The organism is Georgenia sp. Z1344 (assembly GCF_057652375.1).
Window position 1 is genome coordinate 1,414,736 of sequence record NZ_CM172728.1, and the last position, 26,499, is coordinate 1,441,234.

Genomic DNA, 26,499 nt, shown 5'->3' on the forward strand with positions numbered 1-26,499 from the left:
GGTGGCCGTTGCCCGGTGTGCCACGACCGGTGGGCATCGCCGGCCGGGCAGGGACCGGCGCGAACGGGCGTCACGCCGCCGCGGCATGTGTGGCGTGCCACCTGGTCGGCGGCAGGCGGGTGCCGGTCGAGCGGGTATTCTGGTCCGGTTGCCACGGGGTGTGGCGCAGCTTGGTAGCGCGCTTCGTTCGGGACGAAGAGGTCGCAGGTTCAAATCCTGTCACCCCGACCAGCTGGAGGGCCGTCGGCCTGCCGAGAGGCAGGGAGGCGGCCCTTCGTCATGCGTGGCCCCACGACGAGTCCCGGACACGAACGAGGGGCCGCAGGCTGTGTGCCTGCGGCCCCTCGTGAAGATCTGCGCTGTCCCGACGAGTCCCCCTGCGACCCGTCCGGACGGCGGAAGCAGATCCGTGGCGCATCCCGGCTGTCCCCCCGGATCGTCCGGGACGCGCCACGGTGTACTGCTGCGGACGCCCCCGCGCCCACAACCCATCTTGCCTTCCGCCCGGTCCGCACCTCACCCTCACGAGGGTGAATTCCCGGCCGGAAGTCTCCGTCCCGAGGAGGAGAGACCTCTGCCCACGCTCAGCCGCTGCGCGCGGCGCCGGAATGTGCTAGGAGGGGCAGGATCCGAGCGCCTGGTCGACGGTCGCCGCGTACTGCCGCGCGCCGTCGTTGCCCGGGTGGATGTGGTCCTGGCCGACGAGCTCCGGATCGTCCTCGACGGCGGCGTGCCAGTCGGCGACGACGACGCTCTCGTGCCGCTCGGCCGACTCGTGGATCGCCCCGTTCGCCTCCGGGATCCAGGTCGCGCTGTCCTGCCCGTAGCCGGTGACGAGGACGACGCACCTGTCCCCCGCGGCCTCGACCAGCTGGTCGATCTCGGACTCGCGGACGGTCCCGTTCGTCGCGCCGGCCACGACCACGTGGTCGGCGAGCGTGCCGGCCCGAGCCATCTGCTCGACGATCCCCACCTCGGAGCCGAACGAGCGGGAGACCTCCGCGTCGACGGTCACGCCGGGCAGCGCCTCGCCGATGGCCGGACCGGACGCGAGCGTGACGGAGTCCCCGACCACGCTGACGTCGGCGCCGGCCACACCCGACCCGGCGCTGGGCGCGCCGTCTCCGGAGGGGGACTCCCCGGACGCGCTCTCGCCGCCCTCGCGCCCGCCCTGCCCCGGCTCGCCCTGCTCCGAGCGGGACTCACCGGACGGGGGCTCGTCGTCGTCGGGGCTCGTGCCGGTCGTTCCGGGCTCCCCCTCGGCGGACGGGTTCTCTCCGGCCGGGTCCTCGGCGCCGCCGGGCTCGCCGGTCGGGCCGTGCTCGTCCGCCCCGGCAGACCCGTCGCCGGCGCCGTCGTCCGGGGTCTCACCGGCGTCGGACCCGCCGGCGTCCCCGGTCTCGTCGGACTCGCCGGGCGCCGGATACGTCCGCACGCCGCCCGTGCCGGGCCCGGAGGCGAAGAGCTCCTCGGTCGAGGTGCGGTCGGGCGCCTGGTCGACCGCCCACGCGGTGCCGGTGAGGACGACCGCGGACGCGGCCACCACGGGCACGCCGAGGGTGAGAGACCGGCGCCTGAGCGAGGCGGCGGCGCCGCGGACGCCGAGGCGTCGCACGGGGGTCTCGACCCACCGGTAGCTCGCCTCGGCGGCGAGAACGGTGCCGGCGAGCACGCCGGCGGCGACGAGGCGGGGATCGGCGTAGGGCCATTGCGCCTGGGCGAGGACGAGGAGCGGCCAGTGCCACAGGTAGATGGAGTACGACCGCTCGCCGAGCCAGACGACCGGCGGCAGCTCGAGCACGCGGACGAGCGTGCGCCCGGCCGGCTGCTCGAGGACGGCGGGCGTCATCGCCTGCACCACGAGGGCGGCGAGGACCGAGGCGGCCAGCAGGAGCCACGGGGTGGCGAGGTCGCTCGCGGCCGAACCCACGACGGCGAGGACGACGAGGGCGAGCAGGGCAGCCCAACCGGCGCCCCCGCGGACGGCGGCCTGCACCGGACCGACGGTTCCCTCGGCGCTCCGGCGGGCGGGGTGCCCGGCGGGGTACCAGAGGCCGTCCCGGCTGCGCGGCCGGCCCGGGGCGAGCGCGAGGGCGAGCGCGGCGCCGAGCATGAGCCCGTAGAGGTGGGTGTCGGTGCCGAGGTAGGCGCGGGAGCCGCCGAGGCCGGCGGCCAGCGCGACCGAGGCCGCGCCGATCGTCAGCGCGAGCCAGGGGCGGATGCCGCGCGGCGCCTTCCAGACGAGGAGCAGGGCGAGTGGCCACACGAGGTAGAACTGCTGCTCGACCCCGAGGGACCACGCGTGGGTGAGGAGCGCCGGGGTCTGCTGGTCGAAGTAGCTCTGGCCGTCGGCGACCTGGAACCAGTTGGCGGTGAAGGTCAGGGTGCCGACGAGCTGGCGGCCGATCCGGACGAGCACGTCGCCGCCCACGAGCGCGGCGAGTGCGGTGACGGCGAGCGCGCACGTGACGACGGCCGGGGCGAGGCGCCTGACCCGTCGGACGACGAATCCGGGGACGTCGACGGACCCCGTGCGGCCGATCTCGCGCACGAGCAGGGTGGTGATGAGGAAGCCCGAGACGACGAAGAAGACGTCGACGCCCACGTTGCCCGCCGGGGCGAGCCCGGGCAGCAGGTGGTAGACGAGGACGAGCGCGCAGCCGAGCGCGCGCAGGCCGTCCAGGCCCCGGATCCGTCCACCGATCGCCATGCCGTGTGCTCCCTCCGTTCGACACCACCCGCCGGGCGGCGCCCCCTATGGAACACCATGAGTCACACGAGTAACAGCAGCCACGCTGGTTACGGCGTGCCGTCGGTGGGGACCGCATACGCACCGAGAGCTGGCCGGCCGCGAACGCCGAACGGCCCGTCCCTGCCGAGGTCGGCAGGGACGGGCCGCGTGCGGCTGTCCGGGTTCAGCGGCCGAGCTCGGCGGCGACGAGCTCCCCGATCTGGACGGTGTTGAGGGCGGCACCCTTGCGCAGGTTGTCGCCGACCACGAACATCGCGATCCCGTGCCCGTCGGGCGCGGCACCGTCGGCGCGGACGCGACCGACCAGCGTCTCGTCGCGGCCGGTGCCCTTGAGCGGGGTCGGCAGGTCGTCGAGCGCGACGCCGGGGGCGGCCTCGAGCACCTCGAGGGCGCGCTCGGGGGTGAGCTCCCGCTCGAACTCGGCGTTGACGGCCATCCCGTGGCCGGTGAACGTGGGCACGCGCACGCAGGTGCCGGACACGCGCAGGTCGGGCAGCTCGAGGATCTTGCGCGACTCGTTGCGCAGCTTCTGCTCCTCGTCGGTCTCCCGCGAGCCGTCGTCGACGAGGTTGCCGGCGAGGGCCACCACGTTGAAGGCGATCGGCTCGGCGTAGACCTCGGGGACCGGCAGGTCGATCGCGGAGCCGTCGAGCGCGAGCGCCTCGAAATCCTGCTCGACTCCGGCACGGATCTGGCCGGCCAGCTCCTTCACGCCGGCCACGCCGGAGCCGGAGACGGCCTGGTAGCTGGTGACGGTGAGCCGGACGAGCCCGGCGGCGTCGTGCAGCGCCTTGAGGGCGGGCATCGCGGCCATCGTCGTGCAGTTGGGGTTGGCGATGATGCCGTGCGGGCGGTTCGCCGCGGCGTGCGGGTTGACCTCGGACACGACCAGCGGCACCTCGGGATCCTTGCGGAACGCCGAGGAGTTGTCGACCACCACGGCGCCGGCCTCGGCGAACCTCGGTGCCCACGTCCGCGAGGTGCCGCCGCCGGCGGAGAAGAGGGCGACGTCGATGCCCGCGAGCTCGGCGGTCTCGATGTCCTCGACCACGACCTCGCCACCGGCGAAGGGCAGCCGCGTGCCCGCCGAGCGCGCGGTGGCGACGAACCGGACCTGCTCCGGCGTGAGCCCCCGCTGCTCGAGAAGCGCGCGCATGACGCGCCCGACCTGGCCGGTCGCCCCGACCACCGCGACCTTGAGTCCTGTCATCGTCATCGTCCGGTCCCTCCGTACACGACCGCCTCGGTGTCCTCCGCGTCCAGGTCGAAGGCCGTATGGACGGCGCGCACCGCGGCCTCGAGGTCCTCCGAACGGGTGACGACGGAGATGCGGATCTCCGACGTCGAGATCATCTCGATGTTGATGCCCGCGTTGTACAGGGCGTCGAAGAGCCGGGCGGAGACGCCGGGGTTCGAGCGCATGCCGGCGCCGACCAGCGAGAGGAGTCCGACCTCCTCGTCCGCGCGGAGCTCGCCGTAGCCGATCTCCTCGCGCGCCGCCTCGAGCGCGCGGCGGGCGGCCGCGACCTGGTCGGTCGGCAGCGTGAAGGAGATGTCCGTCGTCCCCGTCGCCTTCGCGGAGACGTTCTGGACGATCATGTCGATGTTCGCCTCGGCGGCGGCCACGACCCGGAACAGGCGCGACGCGGAGCCCGGGATGTCCGGCACGTCGACCACCGTGATCTTGCTCTGGCTCTGGTCGTGGGCGATGCCGGAGATGATCGGCTCTTCCATGTCGTCTCCTTCGTACGTGTTCTCGGAGGTGACCAGCGTCCCCTCCAGGTGCGAGAACGACGAGCGCACGTGCAGCGGCACGCCGTAGCGGCGGGCGAACTCGACGGCCCGCAGGTGGAGGATCTTCGCGCCGTGGGACGCGAGCTCGAGGGTCTCCTCGAACGAGATCCGGTCGATCTTCCGCGCCTTGGGCACGATCCGCGGGTCCGCGGTGAACAGGCCGTCGACGTCGGAGAAGATCTCGCAGACGTCGGCGTCCAGCGCGGCGGCGAGCGCCACGGCGGTCGTGTCGGAGCCGCCGCGGCCGAGCGTGGTGACGTCGTTGTTCTCGTTGACTCCCTGGAACCCGGCGACGATGGCGACCTGCCCGTCGTCGAGGGTCTTGAGGATCCGGCCGGGCGCCATCTTGAGGATCGAGGCGCGCCCGTAGGACGTGTCCGTGACGAGGCCGGCCTGCTGCCCCGTGTAGGACCGGGCGCTCACGCCCTCGGCGGTCAACGCCATCGCGAGGAGCGACATCGAGATGCGCTCGCCCGCGGTGAGGAGGATGTCGAGCTCGCGGGCGGGCGGATCGTCCGTCACCTGACCGGCGAGGTCGAGCAGGTCGTCCGTCGTGTCACCCATCGCGGAGACGACGACCACCACCTCGTGGCCAGCCTTCCGCGTGGCGGCGACCCGGCGGGCGACCCGCCGCATCGCCTCGGCGTCACTGACGGAGGATCCGCCGAACTTCTGCACGACACGTGCCACTGGTGGTGCCTCCAAGATCTCGTCGGTGGACCGACGGTCAGGGCACCGCCGACTCCGTCGTGCCGACAAGGATAGGGGGATGCCCGGAAGGTGGACAGGTGGTCCCGGTCCGCGGACCTGAGCGACGGCTCACGCGGGTTCCCTGCGGACTACCACCAGCCGAGCTCGTCCCCCATCTGCCAGCCGAGGCGCAGGACGAGCACCGACACGACGACGACGAACACCACCCGGACGAACCCCGATCCGCGCGCGACCGCCATGCGCGCGCCGAGGTAGCCGCCGGCGAGGTTGCCGACGCCGACGGCGAGACCGGCCGCCCACACCACGTGCCCGGCGGGGACGAAGAAGAGGAGCGCGCCGAGGTTCGTCGCGAGGTTGACGATCTTCGCGATGCCCGAGGCCTGGAGGAACGCGTAGCCGAGCAGGCCGACGAGGCTGATGACGAGGAACGACCCGGTGCCGGGACCGATGACCCCGTCGTAGAGGCCGATGACGGCGCCGATCGCGCAGGCGGCCGCGAGGTGGCGGGCGCCGGTGAGCCGCAGCGCGTTGTCACGGCCCACGTTCGGCCGCGCCACGGTGTAGACGAGGACCGCCACGCACGCCGCGAGGATGATCGGCGTGAACGCCTGCTCGGGGATCGAGGAGGCGATGACGGCGCCGCCGATCGCCGCGAGGAGGGCAGCCCCGGCCATCGGGAGGGCGGTGCGCAGGTCGACGTGGACGCGGCGGTAGTAGGTGATCGAGCTGACGGTCGTGCCCATGATCGAGCCGACCTTGTTCGTCGCCACCGCCGCGAGCGGGCTCATGCCCGGCACGAGGAGGAGGGCGGGAAGCTGGATGAGGCCGCCGCCGCCGACGACGGCGTCGACCCAGCCGGCGGCGAGCCCGGCGAGGACCAGCAGGAGGAGGACCGTGAGGTCGATCTCGGGCATGGCCGGCGATCAGGAGGAGATGCGCGTGCGGCCCTCGAACGACCGGCCGAGGGTGACCTCGTCGGCGTAGTCGAGGTCGCCGCCGGCGGGGAGCCCGACGGCGAGGCGCGAGACGGGGATCTCGAGCTGGCCGAGCAGGCGGATGAGGTAGGTCGCCGTGGCCTCGCCCTCGATGTTCGGGTCCATGGCGAGGATGACCTCCTCGACCGGGTGCTTGCCGATACGTGTGAGCAGGTCGGCGATCCGCAGGTCGTTCGGCCCGATGCCGCGCAGCGGGTCGATGACGCCGCCGAGCACGTGGTAGCGGCCCCGGAACTCGCGGGTGCGCTCGATGGCCACGACGTCCTTGGGCTCCTCGACCACGCAGAGCAGCGCGTAGGTGCGGCGCTCGTCGGCGCAGATGCGACACAGCTCGGCCTCGGCGACGTTCCCGCACTCGTCGCAGAAGCGGACCTTGGCCTTGACCTCGACCAGCGCGGTGGCGAGGCGGGCGATGTCGTCCGGCTCGGCCGCGAGCACGTGGAACGCGATGCGCTGGGCAGACTTCGGACCGATCCCGGGCAGCTGCCCGAGCTCGTCGATCAGATCCTGAACAGCGCCGTCGTACACGCAGGCAGCCTACGTCCCCGGGGGGACGTCGGAGCTCGGCGACCGCTTCTCGAGGATCCGCGCACCGAACGCGGAGATCAGCAGGTCCACGCCCATGAGCCCGGACTGCTCGGCGTCCTCGTCGTCCGGCGAGGGCTGGTCGTCCGCCGGGTCGACCCGCGGGACGCCGAACCCGCCCGGGCTCTGCGGCTGCCCGGGCCCCGCCGGGTGGGGGTCGGGGGTCCCGTCGAGCGGGCGCTGGCCGGGCAGGACGACGGGCGCCTCCGCGCCGTCGTCCTCGGGCGCGTAACGGTCGTCCGGCGGCGGGTAGTCGTCGTTCGGCGCGACGGCGCCGCTGACCTCGGTGTCGGCCCCGTGGTCCGGCCCGACGACGGAGCTCTCGTCGACGGCCTCGTCCACCGGTGCGCGGTCGCCGGCCGGCTCCGACCAGCCGTCCTCGGTGGTGATGTCGGGGCCGGGCAGGTCGGCGAGGTCGTCCTCGTCGGGGCTCGGGGCCGCGACGGGACCGGTGGAGGTGACGGTCGAGGCCGGGTCGGCGGGCGGGACAGCGGAGGTCGTTGCGGGTGCGGGCGCGGCCGGAACAGTGGCGCCAGGAATGGCGGCGGGGTCAGGGGCGACAGAACCCGCTGCCACGGAGGGAGCGCCCGGCCCCGGATCCTCGGCCGCAGCGGCGCGCAGGGCGCGCCCGGGTACGGCGACGGCGGGCCACCCGTCCGGGCCGACCGGGGCCGGCTCGGGCGCTCGTGCGGCTGCCGGGGCCGGGTCGGGGCGGGCGGGAGCGGCGGGTGCCGGCCCGGCGGTCGGGTCGGCAGTCGGGTCGGCCACACGGTCGTCGTCGGCGTTCGGCTCGGCGTGAGCGTCCGTGGACGCACCACCGTCGGCGTTCGGCTCGGCGTGGGCGTCGGAGGACGGGCCGCCGTCCGGGTCGGCGGCGGGCTCACCCTCGGGTGTCAGCGGGACGCCGGGAGCTGCGACCGGCGCGTCTGTCGGGACGTCCTGCGGCCGGCGATGACCGGGGTCGTCGTCGGACCCGTTGCCGCGCGAGCCGACGGGCCGCTCGGGCCGGGGCGAACGACCGCGCGCGCCGGCACCCTGGCCACCCGCTCCCCCACCCGGGGCCGGAGCTGCTCCCGCGATGCCGGCGGTCGCCCGGAGTCGCACGCCGAAGGTGCGCCGCAGCGCCTCCTCGACCGGCTCCGCGTGCCCGCCGTTGCGGAACGCGTCTGCCAGGCCGGCGCTCGGGAAGTCGAGCCGCACCTCGTCGGCCGTCACGCCGCCGACGACCGCGTTCTGGGACACGAGCGCCCAGGAGGCACGGCGTAGACCGGCCAGCACGTCGACGACCTCGGACCAGCGTCCGGCCACGGCATCGGGGCCGATGCCGTCGGCCCCGCCGGCGTCCGGTGGGGTCGCTTCGGCGGGAGCCGGGGCGCCGGCGGTCGCGGAGGTGCCGGGCGCAGGCCGCCCTCCGGCCTGGTCGGTGTTCGGCCCGGGCGCCGGGCCCGGAACCGACGCGGGCTCCTCCTCGCGCGCCGGCGGTGCCGACTGCTCGGGTACCTGTCGGGGAGCTGACGCGGTCTGCTGCTCGGGCGCCGACGGGTCGGGTCGAGCGGGCGCCGGCTCCTGCGTGGACGGGACAGGCTGCTCGGCCGCCGGCGCGGAGTCCGGCGCCGGCCGGCTCGCTCCGGGGGGCGAGAGCAGGTCGCGCCAGTCCGGTGCGGCGGGCGCGGCCGCCTGCGGCTCGGACGTGCCACGGCCCGGGGTCGCTGCGCCTCCACCGGCATTCGCACCGATGCCCTCCCGCGCGCGACTCGGCTCGGCCGGCGCAGGTCCGCCTGCCGGCGCGCCGCCGTGCTCGGACGATGCCTCCGCCCCCGTCGCGCCACCTGGGCCGCCAGGCCCCGCCGTCGGGCGTCCGTCAGGTGAGGACCCGTCGGACGGGCGCCCGCCGTCGGGCGTGCGTCGATCCGAAGGTGCGCTCCCCCCGGCCCGAGAGGACTGCGGGAGCGAGGCTCCGGCGTCGTGCGGGGGAACTGCCCCGGAGGCGAGCGCCTGCTCGACCGTCTCGACCCGCGCGAGGATGCCGGCCTCGGCGTCCCCGACACCGGGCAGGAGGATCCGCGCGCACAGCAGCTCGAGGTGCAGGCGCGGGCTCGTCGCGCCGGTCATCTCGGACAGCGCGGCGTTGGTGAGGTCGGCCGACCGGCTGAGGCGGGCGGGGCCCATCCGCTGGGCCTGCTCCTGCATGCGCGTGAGCTGGTCCTGGGGCACGCCGCGCAGGACGGTCTCCGCCTGCTCGCCGGCGACGGACAGGACGACGAGGTCGCGCAGGCGCTCGAGGAGGTCCTCGACGAAGCGCCGGGGGTCGTGGCCGGTGGCCACCACGTCGTCCACGACGTCGAAGAGCGCGGCTCCGTCCCGGTCGGCGAGGGCGTCGACGACCGAGTCGAGCAGCGCGGAGTCGGTGAATCCGAGCAGCGCGGAGGCGCGGTCGAGCGCGAGGGTGCCGCCGGACGAGCCCGCGACGAGCTGGTCGAGCACCGACAGGGAGTCCCGGACGGACCCCCCGCCCGCGCGCACGACCATCGGCAGCACGCCCTCGGCGACCTCGACGCCCTCGGCCTGCGCGAGCGAACCGAGGTAGCCGGTGAGGACCCGGGGGCCGACGAGCCGGAACGGGTAGTGGTGGGTGCGCGACCGGATGGTCCCGATGACCTTCTCGGGCTCCGTCGTGGCGAACACGAACTTCACGTGCTCCGGCGGTTCCTCGACGAGCTTGAGCAGCGCGTTGAACCCCTGCGGGGTGACCATGTGCGCCTCGTCGAGGATGAAGACCTTGTAGCGGTCCCGCACCGGGGCGTACGAGGCGCGCTCGCGCAGCTCGCGGGCGTCGTCGACGCCGTTGTGGCTGGCCGCGTCGATCTCGACGACGTCGAGCGACCCCGGTCCCCCGCGCGCGAGCTCGACGCACGAGTCGCACTCACCGCACGGGGTGTCGGTCGGCCCCTGCGCGCAGTTGAGGCAGCGCGCGAGGATGCGCGCCGAGGTGGTCTTGCCGCAGCCGCGCGGACCGGAGAACAGGTAGGCGTGCGTGATGCGGCCGGTGCGCAGCGCCGCCATCAGGGGTTCCGTGACGTGCTCCTGGCCCACGACCTCCTGGAAGGTGTCCGGGCGGTACCGGCGGTACAGGGCTGTCGTCACGGGGTCGACCCTAACCGGGGGCGGGGACGTCGCGTGGCGCGCGGCGAGGACCTGGGGACGAAGGTGCAGCCCGAGCGGTTGTGGAGCCGGGATGTACGTGCGTCGTCGCAGAGGCGTCCGGGCATGAAGGGACCCCCCGCGCACCCGGTAGAGCCCGCCTACCCTTGCTGCCTTCCGGCCCTGGGGGGGTTCAGCGAGATGCCGCCGCACGGGGGGTCTGCCGGGCAGTCTACAAGCCGTCGGGCCCGACGCCGAGGACTGTGGCCCGTCCCTCGCCCGAGGGGGGCGAGGGGGCCTGTCGGCTCGGGTACGCTGGATCCTCGGTACCGCGAGCTCCGGCCCGCGGCCCAGGAGGATTCGCCTAGTGGCCTATGGCGCACGCTTGGAAAGCGTGTTGGGTGCAAGCCCTCGGGGGTTCGAATCCCCCATCCTCCGCAGGGAGAAGCCCCGGATCCGCAAGGGTCCGGGGTTTTTCGTTGCCACGCCGCCGTTTCCGGCCCTCTGTCCTGTTGTCAGTAGTAGGCACTAGTATGCACCTATAGGCAGGATATTAGGACTATGACAGGACGCCGTCAAGGACGGAGCGAGGACCACATGGCGAGCAAGCCGGCGAAGAAGCTGCCGCGGGGCATCGACCGGCGCACCGACGGCATGTTCCGCGCGCGCGTTACGTGGCGCGGGCATCAGTACTCGATTGGTTCGTTCTGGACGATCGGCGACGCACGTGCTGCCCTCGAGATCGCTCGGAGCGAGATCGCCCGGCAGGTGTTCATCCCGCCCGCCGAGCAGCGCCGCACGATCCGGGACGAAGAGCAGCTGGCCCGCCTGAACGCGCTCACCGTCAAGGAATGGTCCGAGGACTGGCTCAAGCGCCTCGAGTCGCTCGACAAGGCCGAGGGCACTCTGAGGTCCTACCGCTCGACCCTCAAGGTCCACGTGCTCGAGAAGCTCGGACGCCGCCAGCTCGTCAGCATCACGCCGGCGGAGATCGACGAGTTGATCGACGAGGTGAAGGCGCGCGGCGGTCCGTGGATGAACGTCGCGCGCACGGTCCGCGCAATGTTCCGCGCCGCCGTCGCCGCCCGGGCCGGCGGACTCACCGAGTCGCCCGTGCAAGTGTCCGTCCCGAAGGAGGCCCGCACGGTCGAGCGCATCGACGGCGAGGACATCGCGTCCCCTGCGGACGTCCGTGCCATGGCGGCCGGGATGCCGGAGCACCTGCGCATCGCCGTGATGCTGGCCGCGTGGTGCGCACTCCGCCAGGGTGAGGTGCTCGGGCTGCAGCGGCGCGACTTCGAGCACCTCGACGACCCGACCAGGACCCTGCTGCACGTGCGCCGGCAGTGGAACTCCAAGGCGACCCCGCCCGGCTACACGGCGCCGAAGTCCGGTTCGGTGGGAGCCGTCGCGGTCCCCGCCTCGGTCGTCCCCGAGCTCGCCCGGCACGTCGAGCGATTCGTCGCGCCGGACCCCACCGCGCCGCTGCTGCCGAGCCCACGAGACTCGCGGGCTCCGATCTCACAATCCGCGTTCGACCGCGCGTGGAGGGTCGCCCGGGATGCCGTTCGTCCCGGGTTCCGCTTCCACGCGCTACGACACACCGGCCTCACCGAGTACGGGAAGGCCGGCGCGACGCTCGAGGACCTCAAGCGGCGCGGCCGGCACCGGAACATCGAGACCGCGATGCGCTACCAGCACTCAACCGCTCAGCGGGACCGCGAGCTCACGGACCGGCTGAACGCGACGATCGGGGACGGACGATGAGGGTGACCGCAATGTGGATCGTCTGCGACTCCCCAAAACACCCGGGGAAGACAGCCAACGTGGCACTGTTCGCGCCGGCCGCCGACGTTAGTGCGCGACTGCTCGCCCCTCGCGAAAGCGGGTGGGTCATGGTGAACCACACGCCGAGTGGACCGGCGCGCCCGAACCTCGCGGGCCTCGCTGACGCGCCGAGCTCGTCTACGTGGGTGCTCTCCGAGGACGATGAACGCAACCGGGCCGCGCGGCCACTCCTCGAGGGACTGTTCCCCGGGCAGGCCGCAATCGCCCCTGGGCCGACGCACAATCAGACGTCGCTCGAGTGCCGGTACTGCTCCGAAACAGTCCGGGCCACGTCGTCGGCCCTCGACACCGCGCTCGACCTCGTGCGCACTCAAGGCGTGTCGCGCATCAATCTGCACACCCTTGCGCGTATCCTGACCCGCGTATGACGAGCGGTGGCGACACCACCGCGGTAATGCCTCCTAGTGGACGGCGCTCTTTCAGCGTCCCCAGGAGGCATTTCTCATGTCCCGCCCCACCCCAGGACTTCACGACGAGCTCCTGACGATCCCGAGGTCCGCCGAGATTCTCGGCACCTCGAGAGACACCGTCCGCCGGATGATCTCTCGCGGCGAGCTCAAGGCCGTGAGATTCGGCCGGAACATCCGCATCCGCCCTCACGACCTCGAGAAGGCGCTCAAGCCGGTCACCACGTACCGCGGCGGTGATCGCGTTGCTTGAGCCCAGACATGCCGCCGCCCCCGGCCGCACAACCGGGGGCGAGCGAGAGAACTGCGAAGCAGACCAACCGATCCCAAGCCTAGTCGACGCGGCTGACGTCAGCCCGGCCGCCACGCCCCTGCCGACGATCTCCGAGCACGACGTCGTCGAGCACGTCAGCGACGCGCTCGTCCTCGTCCTCTACTCGCCGAAGAACAACAGGTTCCGCCGGCGCGTGCTGTTCAATCTGCCGGCCGCGCAGGCCGCGGTGCGCAGGGCGGACGAGCGCGGCGACGCGGCGTGGATCGTCCTGTCTCGGATCGTGCCCGAGGCGGTGGTTCGGTGATCTCGCCAGACCTGTGGGCGATGGCCCCGCGCGCGCAGACCATCGCGCTCGAGTGGTTCGAAGCCGGCTACGTGGCCGGGGTCGAGGTCGGTCGTCGTCTCGAGGAGGCCGAGCTCGCAGCGATCCAGCGGGTCGCGGTCGCGTCAGCTCGAGGTGCTGCCGACCGGGGCCCGTTCGCGCTCGCCGCCGAGCGTCGTGGTGAGCACGAACGTGCGGCTCGTCAGCGGGCGTTGCTCGCGGATCGGGGGATCTCGTGAGCGAGCAGAAGAGCATCTACGAGCTGTTCGACAAGCCGGCAGCGGAGGACGTCCCCGGCGGTGAAGACCCGTTCGAGGTCGCGTCGACGTCCGCCGCTTCCGCACGTTCCGCCGCTCCCTCCGGTTCATATGAGGGGGTGGGGGGTGAAGCGGCGGAGACCGGCGGAGCCCTGCTCGACGAGGTGCGGGCGTGGCTCGCCCGGCACATCGTCGTGATGCAGCCCGGAGACCTTGACGTGCTGACCCTGTGGGCCGCACACACTCACGTCGCCCCGAGGCTCTACACGACTCCGCGACTCCAGATCGACTCTCCGGTGCCCGAGTCCGGGAAGACGACCGTCCTGGAGCACCTCGAGCGGCTCACGTACCGGCCCATCCAGGCGTCGTCGCTCTCGTCGCCGGCGCTGCTCGCCAGGGTGGTCGGGGAGGACCCGCGCACGGTCCTGCTCGACGAGGTCGACCGGACGCTCGACCCGAAGAGGGACGGCGTCGGGGAGATCGTCGCGATCCTCAACTCGGGATACAAGGTCGGCGGCACCCGGCCGACGCTCGTCCCGGTCAAGGGCGGCAGCTGGGAGGCCAAGGAGTTCTCGACGTTCGCCCCCGTCGCGATGGCCGGCAACCAGCCCCAGCTGCCCGACGACACCCGGACCCGGATCGTGCGCGTGCTGCTCCTGCCGGACTGGCGCGGACAGGCCGAGGAATCGGACTGGGAGCTCAAGGACGACGAGGCTCGTGACCTCGGCGACCGCCTGTTCCGGTGGGGCGTGACGGCCAACGTCACCGAGCGCCCCGAGCTCCCGCCCGGCGTCGTGGGCCGGTTCCGAGAGAAGTGGCTCCCGCTCGCCCGGGTCGCCAACGCCGCCGGCGGCCGGTGGCTCGAGACCGTGCGCGAGCTCGCCGCCGAGGACGTCGAACAGGTCCGCCGAGATCGAGAGGAAGGACTCGCCGTGGAGAAGCCCGCTGTCCTGCTGCTGCGTCACATCGTCCAGGGCTGGCCCGAGGGGGAGAAGTTCTGGCGCACGACCGAGCTCGTCGACTCCCTGGTCGCCTGGCACCCCGACATGTGGGGCGACAGCTCGAGCTACGGCAAGGCCCTGACCGCTCAGCGACTCGGACGCATGCTCAGCAGTGGCTACGGCATCCGCAGCACGCGCGAGGACATCGCAGTGAAGGACAGCCCACGCGGGTACCGACGCGACCAGTTCGGGGCCGCTGCCGAGGCTCTGACGTCACGTTCCGCCGGTCCGCCGGTCTCCGCCACTACCCCTCCCATCAAACCGGAGGCACCGGCGGAAGCGTCGGAACCGGCGGCACCCGGTTCGACCACCTGCTCGGTCTGCGGGACCGCCCTCGCGTTCGACGACGGCACCGGCACACACCCGTCCTGCGACACCGGGAGGGCGGCATGAGCGCGACGCGCCCCGAGGTCGCCCACGACGGCGTCCAGCACCGGCACGGGTGCCCGCTACCCGGCTGGCACGTCACGCACTCCCGTGCGCTGCCCGGCCTGTCCGTCGCCCGCTGCGCCGGATGCGACGCCGTCCGCCTGATCCCCGCACCACAGACCTCCGTCGCCGACCGGCGTCGGACCAACCGGAAGGAAATCCCATGACTGACCACGCCATCGCCCGCGGCGACCTCGCCGTCGTCCGCGCCGCCATCCAGGGCACGCAGCGGCTCGCCAAGGAAACCGGCACCACCGTGCCCAAGGCCATCACCACCGGCCTGGCCGACCTCGCCGCGCACATGGACGACGCCACCAAGAGCGCCACCCCCGGGCCCGACGACCTCGGCAGAGCCATCAGGGCCGCCGTCGCCGGGGGTCGGAGCCTGACCGAGGACCCTGAGGTGCTCCGGCTCAGCGCGCTGACCCAGCTCCGCAAGCAGGTCGACATGGACGGCCTCATGAAGCAGATCCGCCTCGAGCGGGAGGCCGCGCTCCTCAAGCAGCACACCCCGGAGCTCGTCAAGATGTGGCGGGGGATCGTCGCCGGGATCTCCGAGGACCTGACCAAGGCGATCGCCGAGATCGACGAGCGCGTGAGCTTCACCGACATCCAGTCTGCGTCCGCGCTCAACCCGGACCGGATGGCGCTGTGGGCCAAGGCCCGGGCTGCCCTCAACATCGCGAGCCGGCTCACCGACACCTGGAAGCTCCTCGCCCGGTCCACCGGCAACGCCCAGGTGGTCGCCAGTGACGAGCCGCTGATCCTCGCCGACCTCACCCTCGCCGACCTCGACGCCCTCGGGAACCGGCCGACCCCGGACGTCCTGATCCGCGCCGGCCACGCGCTCGAGCTCGCCACCCCGGCAGAGTTCACCGAGCGTCGCGCACGGGTCGCCGCCGAGCGACGCGAGGACCTCCACGACCGCGAGAGGGCCACTCAGCAGGCGATCGCCGAGGGCCGGCACCCCCGCCGCTCCAACCGGCTCGACCCCAACGCTCCCAGCATCGAGGACCCCGACGCGCTCGGCCGCGCCCTCGCCGGCCGCGTCGGTCACAACCGGATCCGCCCGCTGGTCCTCGACAACTGGAAGTAGGGAGCGCCAACCATGACCACCGTCAACGCGGAGAGCAACGATCGGGCCCTCGCGCTCATCGCCACACTCAGCGACCAGATCGGCGACGAGGAAGCCATCTTCGCCACCGTCGCCAAAGCGATGGACGCCGGCCCGAACGGGCCCGCCGAAGTCGCGTGGGCCCTGGTGAGCGTCTTCGCCAGGTACGTCCGACACGACCCCGACCCCGACCCCGAGGACGACTACAGCTAGACCCCCGCGCGCACCCCCGCTGGTCGAGAGACGCACCGGCCGCGCGCGAGGCCCACCCCCGACCCTCAGGAGGCCCCCGGGCCACCAGCCACCCCCGACGACACCGCCGGCCCCGCCAGCCACCCCGGGCCACCAGCAGGCCCCGGCCCCGCCAGCATCCCCGGCGCCCACCACGACAGCGCAGGTCGCAGCAGTTCGCTCGAGTTCGCAGCGGTCACAGCGTTCAGCGTCAACGACACTGCTCACCAACCAAGGAGAAGTGCTCATGGTTCGCCGTAACACCACAGTCAGAGACAGAGCACGCGCGATCCTGCGCCGCGCCGGCGGACCCTGCCACATCTGCGGCGGCGAGATCGACTACTCCCTGCCGACCTACGACCCCGGCAGCTTCGTCGTCGACCACGTGATCCCGCTCGCCCGCGGCGGCAGCGACGCCCTGAGCAACAAGAAGCCCAGCCATCGTGCTTGTAACCGCGCCAAGGGCGCTAAGCCGCACGCGGACATCATCAAGCGCTCAGGTTCGCTCAGCAGGCCAGGGACGACGCCGTGATCGGCACGGCCGGCAGTGAGTCGACGCGGACCTCGACGTGGTCGCGGCCGCGGACCTCAAGCACCTCGACGACCGAGACCGCCGGAGGGCGACGACCTCAGAGGGCCCTGGGGAAGGGACCCGCTCCCAGACCCTTTCGCTTCTCCGAGGCATAGGACACATACCTGCCCACGACCTGAGTGATTCGACCTATATCCGACCCTGACGAGAGGAAATGACATGGAACACCGCACACCTGCCGGCCTCAAGGCCCCCGGCCGCAAGCTCTGGAAGTCCGTCGCCGAGGAGTTCGAGCTCGGTGAGCACGAGCTGAGCGTGCTGCTCGAGGCGGCCCGCACGGTCGACGCCCTGGCCGAGCTCGAGCGCATCGTGCGCGAGGACGGCGTCACCAACGTGTCACCACAGGGCCTGCGCGCGCACCCGGCTCTCGTCGAGGCCCGTCAGCAGCGCGTCACCCTGGCGAAGCTGATCGCGTCGCTGCGCATCCCGCTGGACGACGACCAGAGCGTGGGCCGGCTCCCGCAGCAGCGCTCCGGGGTCCGTCCGGCCTCGATGAGCGTGGGACGGTGAGGCGCCGCACCAGGGCCGAGCGCGGCCTCGTCCCGGTCGCGCCGGCGCACCTGGTCGAGTTCCGAGACGAGGACTGGACGGCCGCGACCCCGTACCGCCGGTTCGCTCAGTGGCTCGACGCTCGGGCGGCGTGGCAGGACGAGGTCGGCGAGGAGGCCGCCGAGGGTCTGACGATCGACCAGATCCCCGACGGCCCGTTCGACCCGAGGGAGATCTGACGTGCGACGCAAGCGACGTGACATCGGCGGGGTCCCTGCCCGGTTGCTCGTCTTCGACCCCGCGGACTGGGCGGGCCGCTCGTGGCGGGACCGGTTCGATGCCTGGCGCTCCTCCCTCGAGGAGTTCGACGCTGAGCACGGATGGCCCGCCGGCCGGCTGGACATGTTCTACCGGACCGTGATGACCCGACAGCTGCACGAGAGGCGCGCCCTGCACCGCGGCGTCACCGAACACTTCGGCCTGCCTCCCGAGCGGTGACCGCTACGGCCGCGGATCGGTCATCATCCCAGCGTTGGAGCGGCACGCCCTGTTCGTGCACTTCCGCTTGGGCAGCCAGTGACCGCCGGCGTCGGCCAAGCTCGACACGTCGTTCCATCCCACGACCACGACTCGGGAACCGCACACCGCGCAGGGCTCGGGCCTGTAGTTCTTTTTCTCGGCAGTAGTCATCGAGTCGGCCATGCTCGGGACCGTACCGCCCTCCACCGGCTCCCGCGCGATGTCCACCGCGCTCGTGCTGAGCGACGCGGGGCGTCGGGAGAGCGGGCGCTGGAAGCGCGGCAGTGTCGCTATTACCGAATCCGGTAATAGCGGGAGCACGTGGCGCAACGCGATCAACCTGGCGGGCACCGTCCTTGACCACGCTTCCGACTCTATCCGTCACGGCGTGTTCCCTTGTGACGGATGCAGGGCCGTGGCACTATCTGTCACATGCCAGTGACGTGTGACGTTTGTGGGGATGAGTTCGATCCTGTTCGGGCCGATGCGCGGTACTGCTCGGGCCGCTGTCGCACGCAGGCGTACCGGGTGCGCCTCGAGGGAGAGAAGCCCAAGCGTCGGCGCAGGCCGCTGCCGGATGCGTTCCACGATGCGAGCTACGACCTCCGCCGGGTCGTCGAGCGGCTCGAGCGGCTCGCGGGCGACGAGCGCTTGCCGCGCAACCGGGCGGCGCTGTCCGAGCGGGAGTACCACGACCTGGCCCGCAGCCGTGAGGCGATCGACCGCGTCCTCGACATCCTCGGAGAGCCGTCACCGACGACCTGGCCGTGACGGGTTCGGGATCGCTATTAACGGATCCGTGAATAACGCGAGGCTCGGAGGCCGGCGGCACCACAGAGTCGGTCACCGAACGGCGCGGAGCCCTGCGGGCACTCTTCGCCCTGAGCATCCCCCGACCCTTCGGGTCACCCCCGAACTTGCCCACGGACCAGCACCCCTACCGCGTCGGGCCACGACGAGCGGCCCGCCCCCGAATCGGGAGCGAGCTTCGCCGTGACACCCGCTCGGGCCCTGAGCAGGTGAGGCCGCACGCCGTTCGTGCAGCTGATTGACCGGACCCTCCTGAGTTCGCGCGGGGAGGGCAGGAACGCGCCGAGAGACTCGCTGTGAGCCGCTCAGGGAGGCCCAGGGATGTCGGCAGTCCCGACGCCCCTGGGCGACCCTCAGCGGCCCGCTGCGACGGCGTCCTCGGCCCGCTGGGCGAGCGCGAGCAGGGCGATCCCGATCTCGCGCGCCTGCGCGGCCGTGATGACGTCCTGTGCGCCGCCCTCGAGCCACACGCCGACCGGCTCGTCGGGCTCGTGACCGTCGTGGTTCTCGACGTCGGAGACGTACCCCTCGAGGGACCCTCCGCGGTAGGAGAGCCTGACGGGCGTGGACCGGTGGATCGTCCACACCCCGTCGTCGGTCGTGCACGCCTCGGAGTCGCACCAGGGTCGGTGCGTCGGGATCGACGTCGTGACGCTCATCGGTCCCTCCCCTCGAGAGCGTCCGCGCGCTCCCGCAGCGCCGTCGCAATCGTCCGAGCCTCGGAGGCCGTGAGGTGCCACTCGAAGTCGCCACAGGTGCTGTAGAGCACGACTGCCGGGTGCACGCGCGGCCCGGAGATCGCGAAGACCTCGAGCTCGGTGTCGTACCAGGTGCCGCCGGCATCCCATCGCGGCGTGAGACTGCTGACGACGTTCGTCGACTCCGTCTGACACCGCTGATCGTCGATGCCGCTCTCGTCGCCGTGCCCGTCGCCGTCGCGACACCAGGGCTGGCAGACGATCGGCGGGACTTTCGGGCGGGTCGTGGTGGTCGGCATGGTCTTGGTCCCCTCCGAGAGGTTCGGGACCGGAGTAGGACAGCACTTCACGAACCTGCGTTGTCGCAGGTCACGAATGGTTGGCCGGAGAATCCCCCATCCTCCGCCGACGGACCTGAGCCGCCCCGCCGATCACGATCGGCGGGGCGGCTCAACTCGTTTCTGGGCGGCTCCGCCCAGCTTCACCCGATCCCGCCGCCGACCTGTCCAGCTACCTCCGCGCCCGCGCCCGCCGATCGAGCAGCGCCATCACGAGGACGTAGACGACCCCGGCGATCAGCGAGAATCCGACGATCACCCACGGGTTCGTCGCCCCCGTCCAGCGGTCGGGGAAGAGCCACGCACCCAGCAGCTGGCAGGCGATCATCAGCGCAGTGAACACCGCGAACCGGGTGACGTTGGTCCTGGTCATGCGGCCCACCGTTGCCCGAGCCTGGACCTGTCGTCGACCCGCGTCCACGACCCGGTCACTGTGCGGCACCCCACTGTTCGCGCTGGTCGCAGTTGATAGATTGGCCGTTGCTCCACACGCTGGAAGTCCGTCGTCGTCGAGGGAGGCGAAATGACCGCCCAGTCCTCGCAGGCGCCCGTCCTCCTGCCGGTCCCGACGGTGCCGTCGGCCGCAGACCGTGGCACCACGCCCGGCACGCCGCTGCCGGCCGGCGCCCGCGGCCTGCCCGACCGGTTCGGCCGCCGCGCGACCGACCTGCGGGTCTCACTGACGGACCGCTGCAACCTGCGCTGCACGTACTGCATGCCGGCCGAGGGCCTCGACTGGCTCCCCACGCCGGACGTGCTGACGGACGAGGAGGTGGTCCGCCTCGTCACCATCGCCGTGCGCGACCTGGGGGTGCGCACGGTCCGTTTCACCGGCGGTGAGCCGCTGCTGCGGCGGGGCCTCGAGCACATCATCGCGGGCACCGCGGCGCTGCGGGACCACGACGGGAACAAGCCGGACATCGCGCTGACGACCAACGCCCTCGGCCTGGACAAGCGCATCGACTCGCTCGTCGACGCCGGCCTCGACCGCGTCAACATCTCGATCGACTCCCTCGACCGCGAGAGGTACGCCGCGGCCGCCCGCCGCGACCGGCTGCACGACGCCCTGAGGTCGCTCGACGCCGTCGACCGCGTGGGGATCCGACCGGTGAAGATCAACGCCGTCCCCCAGGCCGGCTCCTACCGCGAGGACGCGCCCGAGCTCCTGCGCTTCTGCCTCGAACGCGGCTATCAGCTGCGATTCATCGAGTACATGCCGATCGGCCCGCGGGAGTCGTGGAAGCGCGGAGAGGTCGTCACCGCCCAGGACCTGCGCGACGCCCTGACGGACGCCGGGTTCACCCTCACCCAGCGGCCCGGCCCCCGTGGTTCCGCCCCCGCCGAGGTCGAGGACGTCACGGCGCCGGGCCTGCCGGACGGGACGGTCGGCCTCGTCGCATCGGTGAGCGAGCCGTTCTGCGCGGCCTGCACCCGCACCCGCATCACCGCCGACGGCCAGGTCCGCTCCTGCCTGTTCGCCACGGAGGAGACCGACCTGCGCGGCCTCCTGCGCGACGGTTCCGACGACGCCGCCGTCTCGCGCCGCTGGCAGGAGGCCATGTGGGGCAAGCCGCGCGCCCACGGCTTCGGCACCGACGACTCCTTCGCCGCCCCGTCCCGCACGATGTCCGCCATTGGAGGCTGACGTGACCACAGAGGCCACGCCCACGACGACGACAACCCTCACGACCACCGTCCGGTTCTTCGCCGGCGCCGCGGAGGCGGCCGGCACGGGCACCACCACGGTCGAGGTCCCCGCCGGCGCGACCGTCGACACGGTCGTCGCCGCGCTGCGCGAGACCGCCGACGAGCGCCTGACCAAGGTCCTCGACGTCGCGACCTGGCTCTTGGACGGCCGCCGCACCGAGGGCTCCGCCGAGGTGCCCGCGGGCGCGACGGTCGACTGCCTCCCCCCGTTCGCGGGCGGCTGAGCGTGGCGAGACGCGTCGCCGCCGACGTCCTCGACACCCCGCTCGACCCGACGGCCCTGACCGAGGCGTGCGCGGACGACCGCTGCGGCGCCGTCGCGTCGTTCTCCGGCGTGGTCCGCGACCACGACGGCGGCCGCGGCGTCACCGGCATCGCCTACAGTTCCCACCCCGACGCGGCACGGTTCCTCGCGGAGGTCGTCGACGAGTTCCTCGACCGGCCCGGCATCCACGCCGTCGGCGCGCAGCACCGGGTGGGCGACCTCGCGATCGGGGACCACGCGCTGATCGCCGCCGTCGCGGGTGAGCACCGCGCCGAGACGTTCGCCGCCCTGGCCGAGCTGATCGAGCAGATCAAGTCCCGCGTGCCGATCTGGAAGCACCAGGCCTTCACCGACGGATCCACCGAATGGAGCGCCCTCCCGTGAGCCCCGCCCCCGCCCCGCTGCCGTCGCTCGAGATCCCGCTCGGCCGACCGCTTCAGCCCCTGCCGGCCGGCGCGTACGACCGGCACCGGCGCTCGCTGCTCGTCGAGGGCTACGGCGAGCGCGGGCAGCAGCGGCTCGCGGCGGCGCGGGTCCTCGTCGTCGGGACCGGCGGTCTGGGGTCGCCCGTCCTGTTCTACCTGGCGGCGATGGGCGTGGGCACGATCTACGTCTCCGACGCCGACGAGGTCGAGCTCAACAACCTCCAGCGGCAGTTCATCCACACCGAGGCCACCGTCGGCACCCTCAAGGCCGACTCGGCCGCCGCGGCGCTGCGGGCACTCAACTCCGAGATCGAGATCGTGCCGATGGGGCCGGCGACACCCGAGTCCCTCGACGCGCTGCGCGACGACATCGACCTCGTCATGGAGTGCTCCGACGTCTTCGCCACGAAGTACCTGGTCGGCGACTGGTGCGCCGCGAACGGGAAGCCGCTCGTGTGGGCGAGCGTGATGGCGATGATCTGGCAGGCGTCGGTGTTCTGGACGGCGCCGCCCGCCCCGTGGCGGCCGCTCGGCCTGCGCGACCTGCACGCCGAGGCGCCGGCGGCCGGCACCGTGCAGACCTCCCACGAGATCGGCGTGCTCGGCCCCGTCGTCGGGCAGGTCGCCTCCACCCAAGCCGTCGAGGCCGTCAAGCTCATCGTCGGGACCGGGTCGCCGCTCTTCGGACGGGTGCTCGTCGGGGACGCGCGCACGCAGCAGATCGACCAGCTCGAGTACGCGGTCCCTCGGGAGGACGCATGAGCCCGCTCGTCGACGTCGAGACCCACCTCGGCCGCATCCTCGACACGGCGCGCGGGGTCGTCGCCGCCCAGCCGGAGCGCACCCTCGAACGGGTGCCGCTCGGCGAGGCGCGCGGCCGCGTGCTGGCCGCCGACGTCGAGGCGCTCGCTCCGGTCCCCCCGTTCACCAACTCCTCGATGGACGGGTTCGCCGTGCGCGCGGCGGACCTCGCGGACCTGCCCGACGACGATCTCTCGCTCCCCGTCGACGGCGACGTCGCGGCCGGCGCGGTCGGCGCCCCGCTCGCACCCGGGACGGCGCAGCGCATCATGACCGGCGCGCCGATCCCCGAGGGGGCCGACGCCGTGGTCCCCGTGGAGGCCACCGACCACTCCCCCGGGCCCGGGCCCGCCCCCGCGCGCGTCCGCCTGTACGAGCGGCCGGTCGCCGGCGTGTACCTCCGCCACCGCGGGGAGGACGTGGCCGTGGGCGACCAGGTCCTCACCGCCGGCACCCTGCTCGGCCCGGCCCAGGTCGCCGCCGCGGCATCGGTGGGGCACAGCAGCCTGACCGTGGCGCGCCGGCCGCGGGTCCTTGTGGTCACGACCGGGGACGAGCTCGTCGCCCCGGGCGAGATCCCCGGCGAGGGCCACATCCCCGACTCGAACTCGCTCCTCCTCGCGGGGCTCGTCGCCGAGGCGGGCGGGACGACCGTGCACGGGCGCAGCCGGGACGACGTCGACGCCTTCCTCGCCACCCTCGATGCATCGCTGCCCGAGGTCGACCTCGTCGTCACCGCCGGGGGCGTCTCGGCCGGCGCCCACGAGGTGGTGCGGCAGAGCCTCGAGACTCGCGGCATCGACTTCCTCGGGGTCGCGATGCAGCCCGGCAAGCCGCAGGGCTTCGGGACGGTGGCCGACTCCACCGGACGGCGCGTCCCGGTGGTCGCGCTGCCCGGCAACCCCGTCAGCGTGTTCGTCACCTTCCACGTGCTCGTCCGCCCGCTCCTCGCGGTGCTCACCGGCGCGGACCCGGACCGGCGGACGTTCGAGGTCGTGGCCGGCCGCGACTGGCCGACGCCCCCGGGCCGGCGCCAGTACGCCCCGGTGGTCCTCTCCCGCGGGGAGGACGGGGAGATCCTCGCCGAGCCGCCGCACCCGCAGGGCGCCAAGTCGCACTTCGCCGCCACCCTCGCCCTGGCCGACGCGCTCGCGATCGTGCCCGCCGAGGTGGACGGCGTGCGGACGGGTGACCGCCTCGAGGCGTTCGGTGTCCGAGGATGGGGCGCATGAGCGAGCTGACCCACCTGCGCGCGGACGGCACGGCCTACATGGTCGACGTCACCGCCAAGACCCCGACCGTGCGCGAGGCGACCGCCGACGCCTCGGTGACCTGCGCCCCGGAGACGATGGCCGCGCTTCGCGCCGGTGGCGTCCCCAAGGGCGACGTGCTGGCCGTCGCGCGCATCGCCGGCATCCAGGGGGCCAAGAAGACCCCCGAGCTGCTGCCCCTCGCGCACGTCATCGGCGTGCACGGCGCGAGCGTCGAGCTCTCCCTCGAGGAGGACCGGGTGGCGATCCGCGCGACCGTCCGGACGGCCGACCGAACCGGCGTCGAGATGGAGGCGCTCACCGCCGCGACCGTCGCCGCACTCACCGTGGTCGACATGCTCAAGGGAATCGACCGCACGGTGGCCATCCGGGACGCGATGATCGTGGCCAAGTCCGGCGGGCGGTCCGGGGACTGGGTGCGGCCCGAGGGCTGATCCGCGCCCGAGGCCGGGCCACGCCGGCGGGGCTCAGGCCCCGCGCGCGGCGGGCGAACGACGCGGAGGCTGAGGCCCGCGCGAGGCCGTGTGCTCGGGCGACTCCCGTCAGGACGCTGCAGCCCGCACCCGGCTTCGCACCGGGACTTCGGCCGGACCGTGGATCGGCGTGCTCAGCTCGCCCAGCGGCAGGCCGCTGCCGCCCCACCGTGCGGCGACGATCTCCGCGCCGATCGAGACCGCGGTCTCCTCGGGCGTGCGCGCGCCGAGGTCGAGCCCGATCGGCGACCGCAGCCTGGCGAGCTGGCCCTCGGTCACGCCGTGCTCGCGCAACCGGGCGTTGCGGTCCTCGTGGGTACGCCGGCTTCCCATCACCCCGATGTAGGCGGCGTCGGTCCCGAGCGCCTCGAGGAGGACGGGGACGTCGAACTTCGGGTCGTGCGTGAGGACGCAGAGCACCGTGCGCTCGTCGAGGCCGGTGGCCGAGGCCAGGTAGTCGTGCGGCCAGGCGCACACGACCTCGTCGGCGTCGGGGAAGCGTGCGCGGGTGGCGAACACCGGCCGGGCGTCGCAGACGGTCACGCGGTAGCCGAGGAAGGTGCCGAGCCGGGCAAGCGCGCCGGCGAAGTCGATCGCGCCGAAGACGATCATCCGGGGCGGTGGTGCGTAGGACTCGACGAACACCGTGACGTCCCCTTTGCGCCCCTCGCCGTCCCGTCCCAGGTGGATCGTGCGGGTGGCACCGTTCTGCAGGAGGCCGAGCGCGTCGCTGACGATCGCCCTGTCGAGGAAGTAGTTCCCCGTCGATCCGTGCCGCTCACCGTCGACCATGAGCATCGTGGTCCCCGGCCGCTGGCCGTCGACCACGGTGGCGACGACGGCGGGTGTCCGCGCATCGACCGCCTCGGCAAGACGGGCAACGACATCGTCGGACGGGTCCACCCGGCGCACGAGGACCTCGAGCTCGCCCCCGCACGTGAGCCCGACGGCGAACGCCTCGTCGTCGCTCACCCCGTACCGGACCACCTCGGCGACCCCGGTCTCGAGCGCCTCCTGGCAACGCAGGTAGAGGTCGCCCTCGACGCAGCCCCCGGACACGCTGCCGACGACACGACCGTCCGCGTGCACCGCCATCGACGCACCGGCAGGCCGCGGCGACGACCGCCACGTGTCGATGACGGTGGCGATCGCGTACGGCTCGTCCCAGCCGCGCACGGCGTCGAGGATGTCCTTCATCGCGCTCTCCTTCTGTCGGCCACGACAGGTAGCCCTGGGCAACACATCCTACCTAACAGACCATCCGAACCGGATGGTTGCAGGAAGTGAAACCGCCGTCGAGTCAGTCCGATGACGTGTGGGCCTCACCGGTGGCGTCGCTCTCGCTGCCGCCCAGGCGGCGCAAGCTCGTGGCCAGCAGATCGACGAACTCGTTCTCGGCGTCGGTGGGCGGCCGCGCCGGGTCACGGACCCCGACGATTCGCCGCATGATGGGCGGTGTCAGGCGATAGCGGCGCACTCCACTGTCCGCGTTGATCCGGCTCAACGGCAGAATCCCGCACAACGGGAGCTTTTCGATCAGATCGAGTATGAGCCCGAGGTCATCGATCTCGATGAGCGGTCGAAGCGCGAGGCCCCGTGGTCCGAGCACACTGTCGACGATCCGACGCAGCCCATGCCTGCCCGATGGGACAACAAGAGGTGCGCTCGCGAGCCACGGGAGCGGGATGGGATCGGCTACCGGGGGCGGCGCTCCCTCACCGGCCACGAGGCACAGTTCCTCATCGACGAGTTCGCGGCCGACGAGCCCGTCGTACCGGAACGACTCGTTGATGATCACTGTGTCGAACTCGCCCGCCCGGAGCCGCGTAACGAGATCGGCGCTGAAGCCCGGAACGATCTGGAGGAGAACATGCGGGTGGTCGGGGACGAATGCCTCGACGGCACCGAGCAGAGCCCGGTCCGTTGCACCTGAGATCACACCGATGCGCAGAACCTCTGTCTCGGCACTCACCGGCGTCGACACAAGTTCGCGCGCCGCATCGAACTGGTCGAGCAGCGGAGCGAACGTGTTGTACGCCCGGCGCCCCTCGAGGGTGGGGACCATCCCTCGAGGGGTACGCTCGAACAGGTCGTGACCCAGTTCGTGCTCGAGCTTCGCGATCTGCGCCGACAGCGCGGGCTGAACGATGCCCAGGCGTTGGGCCGCACGGGTCACGGTTCCCTCGCGCACCAGGCACGTGAAGTACTTCAGCTGTCGCAGCTCCACAACGTTGTCGGCCCCCTTTCCGG

At 72.7% G+C, this 26,499-nt stretch carries 30 protein-coding genes, 2 tRNA genes and 1 other RNA gene; 21 read left to right on the forward strand and 12 right to left on the reverse strand.

Annotation, left to right across the window (positions count from 1 at the left end):
- Positions 1-154: 154 nt before the first annotated feature.
- Positions 155-231: transfer RNA gene (locus AC24FB_RS06270), tRNA-Pro, on the forward strand.
- Between the two features lie 382 nt (positions 232-613).
- Here the strand turns inward: AC24FB_RS06270 and AC24FB_RS06275 are convergent.
- From AC24FB_RS06275 to ffs, 7 genes are all read right to left on the reverse strand, one after another.
- Positions 614-2,710: an acyltransferase family protein gene (locus tag AC24FB_RS06275; RefSeq protein ID WP_425714361.1), complete on the reverse strand. Its 2,097-nt coding sequence runs from the start codon at positions 2,708-2,710 to the stop codon at positions 614-616.
- Positions 2,711-2,915: 205 nt separating this feature from the next.
- Positions 2,916-3,968 (reverse strand): aspartate-semialdehyde dehydrogenase, encoded by a 1,053-nt coding sequence (locus tag AC24FB_RS06280; RefSeq protein ID WP_425714360.1) that lies wholly within the window; start codon positions 3,966-3,968, stop codon positions 2,916-2,918.
- On the reverse strand, positions 3,965-5,236 hold the full coding sequence (locus AC24FB_RS06285) for an aspartate kinase (RefSeq protein WP_425714359.1): 1,272 nt from the start codon (positions 5,234-5,236) through the stop codon (positions 3,965-3,967). Before AC24FB_RS06285 ends, AC24FB_RS06280 begins: the two co-directional genes overlap by 4 nt.
- Positions 5,237-5,385: 149 nt before the next feature.
- Positions 5,386-6,171: a TSUP family transporter gene (locus AC24FB_RS06290; protein WP_425714358.1), complete on the reverse strand. Its 786-nt coding sequence runs from the start codon at positions 6,169-6,171 to the stop codon at positions 5,386-5,388.
- Between the two features lie 9 nt (positions 6,172-6,180).
- Positions 6,181-6,780, reverse strand: a complete 600-nt coding sequence (recR, locus tag AC24FB_RS06295; protein ID WP_425714357.1) for a recombination mediator RecR — start codon at positions 6,778-6,780, stop codon at positions 6,181-6,183.
- Positions 6,781-6,789: 9 nt separating this feature from the next.
- Positions 6,790-9,981 carry a DNA polymerase III subunit gamma and tau gene (locus AC24FB_RS06300; protein WP_425714356.1) on the reverse strand — a complete coding sequence of 1,064 codons (3,192 nt, stop codon included), beginning with the start codon at positions 9,979-9,981 and terminating at the stop codon, positions 6,790-6,792.
- A 124-nt stretch (positions 9,982-10,105) separates the two neighbouring features.
- Positions 10,106-10,202, reverse strand: an RNA gene (gene ffs, locus AC24FB_RS06305) — signal recognition particle sRNA small type.
- A 129-nt stretch (positions 10,203-10,331) separates the two neighbouring features.
- On the opposite strand from ffs, the gene AC24FB_RS06310 reads away from it, so the two are divergent.
- The 14 genes from AC24FB_RS06310 (at position 10,332) to AC24FB_RS06375 (ending at position 18,232) form a co-directional block, all read left to right on the forward strand.
- Positions 10,332-10,416: transfer RNA gene (locus AC24FB_RS06310), tRNA-Ser, on the forward strand.
- 159 nt (positions 10,417-10,575) lie between these two features.
- On the forward strand, positions 10,576-11,745 hold the full coding sequence (locus AC24FB_RS06315; protein WP_425714355.1) for a tyrosine-type recombinase/integrase: 1,170 nt from the start codon (positions 10,576-10,578) through the stop codon (positions 11,743-11,745).
- Positions 11,746-11,951: 206 nt separating this feature from the next.
- The gene (locus AC24FB_RS06320; protein WP_425714354.1) at positions 11,952-12,194 is read left to right on the forward strand and encodes a hypothetical protein; all 243 of its coding nucleotides are present in this window, start codon (positions 11,952-11,954) and stop codon (positions 12,192-12,194) included.
- Positions 12,195-12,363: 169 nt separating this feature from the next.
- The gene (locus AC24FB_RS06325) at positions 12,364-12,486 is read left to right on the forward strand and encodes a hypothetical protein (protein ID WP_487561239.1); all 123 of its coding nucleotides are present in this window, start codon (positions 12,364-12,366) and stop codon (positions 12,484-12,486) included.
- A complete protein-coding gene (locus AC24FB_RS06330; protein WP_425714352.1) occupies positions 12,470-12,811 on the forward strand; it encodes a hypothetical protein in 342 nt (113 codons plus the stop codon). Before AC24FB_RS06325 ends, AC24FB_RS06330 begins: the two co-directional genes overlap by 17 nt.
- The gene (locus AC24FB_RS06335; RefSeq protein ID WP_425714351.1) at positions 12,808-13,068 is read left to right on the forward strand and encodes a hypothetical protein; all 261 of its coding nucleotides are present in this window, start codon (positions 12,808-12,810) and stop codon (positions 13,066-13,068) included. The genes AC24FB_RS06330 and AC24FB_RS06335 overlap by 4 nt, the downstream gene beginning before the upstream one ends.
- Positions 13,065-14,480 carry a DUF3631 domain-containing protein gene (locus AC24FB_RS06340; protein WP_425714350.1) on the forward strand — a complete coding sequence of 472 codons (1,416 nt, stop codon included), beginning with the start codon at positions 13,065-13,067 and terminating at the stop codon, positions 14,478-14,480. The genes AC24FB_RS06335 and AC24FB_RS06340 overlap by 4 nt, the downstream gene beginning before the upstream one ends.
- A gap of 199 nt (positions 14,481-14,679) precedes the next feature.
- Positions 14,680-15,612, forward strand: coding sequence for a hypothetical protein (locus AC24FB_RS06345; protein ID WP_425714349.1), 933 nt, complete (start codon positions 14,680-14,682; stop codon positions 15,610-15,612).
- Between the two features lie 12 nt (positions 15,613-15,624).
- The gene (locus AC24FB_RS06350) at positions 15,625-15,843 is read left to right on the forward strand and encodes a hypothetical protein (RefSeq protein WP_425714348.1); all 219 of its coding nucleotides are present in this window, start codon (positions 15,625-15,627) and stop codon (positions 15,841-15,843) included.
- Between the two features lie 265 nt (positions 15,844-16,108).
- Positions 16,109-16,393, forward strand: coding sequence for an HNH endonuclease (locus tag AC24FB_RS06355; protein ID WP_425714347.1), 285 nt, complete (start codon positions 16,109-16,111; stop codon positions 16,391-16,393).
- 219 nt (positions 16,394-16,612) lie between these two features.
- Positions 16,613-16,963, forward strand: a complete 351-nt coding sequence (locus AC24FB_RS06360; protein WP_425714346.1) for a terminase — start codon at positions 16,613-16,615, stop codon at positions 16,961-16,963.
- The gene (locus AC24FB_RS06365) at positions 16,960-17,181 is read left to right on the forward strand and encodes a hypothetical protein (RefSeq protein ID WP_425714345.1); all 222 of its coding nucleotides are present in this window, start codon (positions 16,960-16,962) and stop codon (positions 17,179-17,181) included. Before AC24FB_RS06360 ends, AC24FB_RS06365 begins: the two co-directional genes overlap by 4 nt.
- A gap of 1 nt (position 17,182) precedes the next feature.
- Entirely contained in the window at positions 17,183-17,440 is a 258-nt protein-coding gene (locus AC24FB_RS06370; protein WP_425714344.1) for a hypothetical protein, read from the forward strand.
- A gap of 549 nt (positions 17,441-17,989) precedes the next feature.
- Positions 17,990-18,232: a hypothetical protein gene (locus AC24FB_RS06375; protein WP_425714343.1), complete on the forward strand. Its 243-nt coding sequence runs from the start codon at positions 17,990-17,992 to the stop codon at positions 18,230-18,232.
- A gap of 392 nt (positions 18,233-18,624) precedes the next feature.
- On the opposite strand, the gene AC24FB_RS06380 is transcribed toward AC24FB_RS06375, so the two are convergent.
- The 3 genes from AC24FB_RS06380 to AC24FB_RS06390 form a co-directional block, all read right to left on the reverse strand.
- Positions 18,625-18,930, reverse strand: coding sequence for a hypothetical protein (locus tag AC24FB_RS06380; protein WP_425714342.1), 306 nt, complete (start codon positions 18,928-18,930; stop codon positions 18,625-18,627).
- Positions 18,927-19,268, reverse strand: a complete 342-nt coding sequence (locus AC24FB_RS06385; RefSeq protein ID WP_425714341.1) for a DUF6907 domain-containing protein — start codon at positions 19,266-19,268, stop codon at positions 18,927-18,929. The genes AC24FB_RS06380 and AC24FB_RS06385 overlap by 4 nt, the downstream gene beginning before the upstream one ends.
- Before the next feature lie 211 nt (positions 19,269-19,479).
- Positions 19,480-19,680, reverse strand: a complete 201-nt coding sequence (locus AC24FB_RS06390) for a hypothetical protein (RefSeq protein ID WP_425714340.1) — start codon at positions 19,678-19,680, stop codon at positions 19,480-19,482.
- Between the two features lie 183 nt (positions 19,681-19,863).
- Here AC24FB_RS06390 and moaA point away from each other — a divergent pair, with 183 nt between their 5' ends.
- Genes moaA through moaC form a run of 6 tightly spaced genes read left to right on the forward strand, consistent with a single transcriptional unit; the run spans position 19,864 to position 24,210 of the window.
- Positions 19,864-20,952 (forward strand): GTP 3',8-cyclase MoaA, encoded by a 1,089-nt coding sequence (moaA, locus tag AC24FB_RS06395; RefSeq protein WP_487561421.1) that lies wholly within the window; start codon positions 19,864-19,866, stop codon positions 20,950-20,952.
- A 1-nt stretch (position 20,953) separates the two neighbouring features.
- Complete coding sequence (locus tag AC24FB_RS06400; RefSeq protein WP_425714338.1) at positions 20,954-21,238, forward strand: MoaD/ThiS family protein; 285 nt, start codon at positions 20,954-20,956, stop codon at positions 21,236-21,238.
- Between the two features lie 2 nt (positions 21,239-21,240).
- The gene (locus AC24FB_RS06405; protein WP_425714337.1) at positions 21,241-21,663 is read left to right on the forward strand and encodes a molybdenum cofactor biosynthesis protein MoaE; all 423 of its coding nucleotides are present in this window, start codon (positions 21,241-21,243) and stop codon (positions 21,661-21,663) included.
- Entirely contained in the window at positions 21,660-22,466 is an 807-nt protein-coding gene (locus AC24FB_RS06410; RefSeq protein ID WP_425714336.1) for a HesA/MoeB/ThiF family protein, read from the forward strand. Before AC24FB_RS06405 ends, AC24FB_RS06410 begins: the two co-directional genes overlap by 4 nt.
- On the forward strand, positions 22,463-23,737 hold the full coding sequence (locus tag AC24FB_RS06415) for a molybdopterin molybdotransferase MoeA (RefSeq protein ID WP_425714335.1): 1,275 nt from the start codon (positions 22,463-22,465) through the stop codon (positions 23,735-23,737). The genes AC24FB_RS06410 and AC24FB_RS06415 overlap by 4 nt, the downstream gene beginning before the upstream one ends.
- Positions 23,734-24,210 carry a cyclic pyranopterin monophosphate synthase MoaC gene (moaC, locus tag AC24FB_RS06420; RefSeq protein ID WP_425714334.1) on the forward strand — a complete coding sequence of 159 codons (477 nt, stop codon included), beginning with the start codon at positions 23,734-23,736 and terminating at the stop codon, positions 24,208-24,210. Before AC24FB_RS06415 ends, moaC begins: the two co-directional genes overlap by 4 nt.
- A gap of 108 nt (positions 24,211-24,318) precedes the next feature.
- Here the strand turns inward: moaC and AC24FB_RS06425 are convergent, their stop codons facing one another.
- Both AC24FB_RS06425 and AC24FB_RS06430 read right to left on the reverse strand, forming a co-directional pair.
- Positions 24,319-25,446, reverse strand: coding sequence for an XdhC family protein (locus tag AC24FB_RS06425; RefSeq protein ID WP_425714333.1), 1,128 nt, complete (start codon positions 25,444-25,446; stop codon positions 24,319-24,321).
- Between the two features lie 103 nt (positions 25,447-25,549).
- The gene (locus AC24FB_RS06430) at positions 25,550-26,476 is read right to left on the reverse strand and encodes a LysR family transcriptional regulator (RefSeq protein ID WP_425714332.1); all 927 of its coding nucleotides are present in this window, start codon (positions 26,474-26,476) and stop codon (positions 25,550-25,552) included.
- Positions 26,477-26,499: the final 23 nt, after the last annotated feature.

What these genes read in the sequence shown, in the direction of transcription:
- AC24FB_RS06275 (WP_425714361.1), bottom strand. Translation starts at nt 2,710, where the DNA reads ATGGCGATCGGTGGACGGATCCGGGGCCTGGACGGCCTGCGCGCGCTC.
- AC24FB_RS06280 (WP_425714360.1), bottom strand. Translation starts at nt 3,968, where the DNA reads ATGACGATGACAGGACTCAAGGTCGCGGTGGTCGGGGCGACCGGCCAG.
- AC24FB_RS06290 (WP_425714358.1), bottom strand. Translation starts at nt 6,171, where the DNA reads ATGCCCGAGATCGACCTCACGGTCCTCCTCCTGCTGGTCCTCGCCGGG.
- AC24FB_RS06315 (WP_425714355.1), top strand. Translation starts at nt 10,576, where the DNA reads ATGGCGAGCAAGCCGGCGAAGAAGCTGCCGCGGGGCATCGACCGGCGC.
- AC24FB_RS06325 (WP_487561239.1), top strand. Translation starts at nt 12,364, where the DNA reads ATGATCTCTCGCGGCGAGCTCAAGGCCGTGAGATTCGGCCGGAACATC.
- AC24FB_RS06345 (WP_425714349.1), top strand. Translation starts at nt 14,680, where the DNA reads ATGACTGACCACGCCATCGCCCGCGGCGACCTCGCCGTCGTCCGCGCC.
- AC24FB_RS06350 (WP_425714348.1), top strand. Translation starts at nt 15,625, where the DNA reads ATGACCACCGTCAACGCGGAGAGCAACGATCGGGCCCTCGCGCTCATC.
- AC24FB_RS06355 (WP_425714347.1), top strand. Translation starts at nt 16,109, where the DNA reads ATGGTTCGCCGTAACACCACAGTCAGAGACAGAGCACGCGCGATCCTG.
- AC24FB_RS06360 (WP_425714346.1), top strand. Translation starts at nt 16,613, where the DNA reads ATGGAACACCGCACACCTGCCGGCCTCAAGGCCCCCGGCCGCAAGCTC.
- AC24FB_RS06380 (WP_425714342.1), bottom strand. Translation starts at nt 18,930, where the DNA reads ATGAGCGTCACGACGTCGATCCCGACGCACCGACCCTGGTGCGACTCC.
- AC24FB_RS06385 (WP_425714341.1), bottom strand. Translation starts at nt 19,268, where the DNA reads ATGCCGACCACCACGACCCGCCCGAAAGTCCCGCCGATCGTCTGCCAG.
- AC24FB_RS06390 (WP_425714340.1), bottom strand. Translation starts at nt 19,680, where the DNA reads ATGACCAGGACCAACGTCACCCGGTTCGCGGTGTTCACTGCGCTGATG.
- AC24FB_RS06415 (WP_425714335.1), top strand. Translation starts at nt 22,463, where the DNA reads ATGAGCCCGCTCGTCGACGTCGAGACCCACCTCGGCCGCATCCTCGAC.
- moaC (WP_425714334.1), top strand. Translation starts at nt 23,734, where the DNA reads ATGAGCGAGCTGACCCACCTGCGCGCGGACGGCACGGCCTACATGGTC.
- AC24FB_RS06425 (WP_425714333.1), bottom strand. Translation starts at nt 25,446, where the DNA reads ATGAAGGACATCCTCGACGCCGTGCGCGGCTGGGACGAGCCGTACGCG.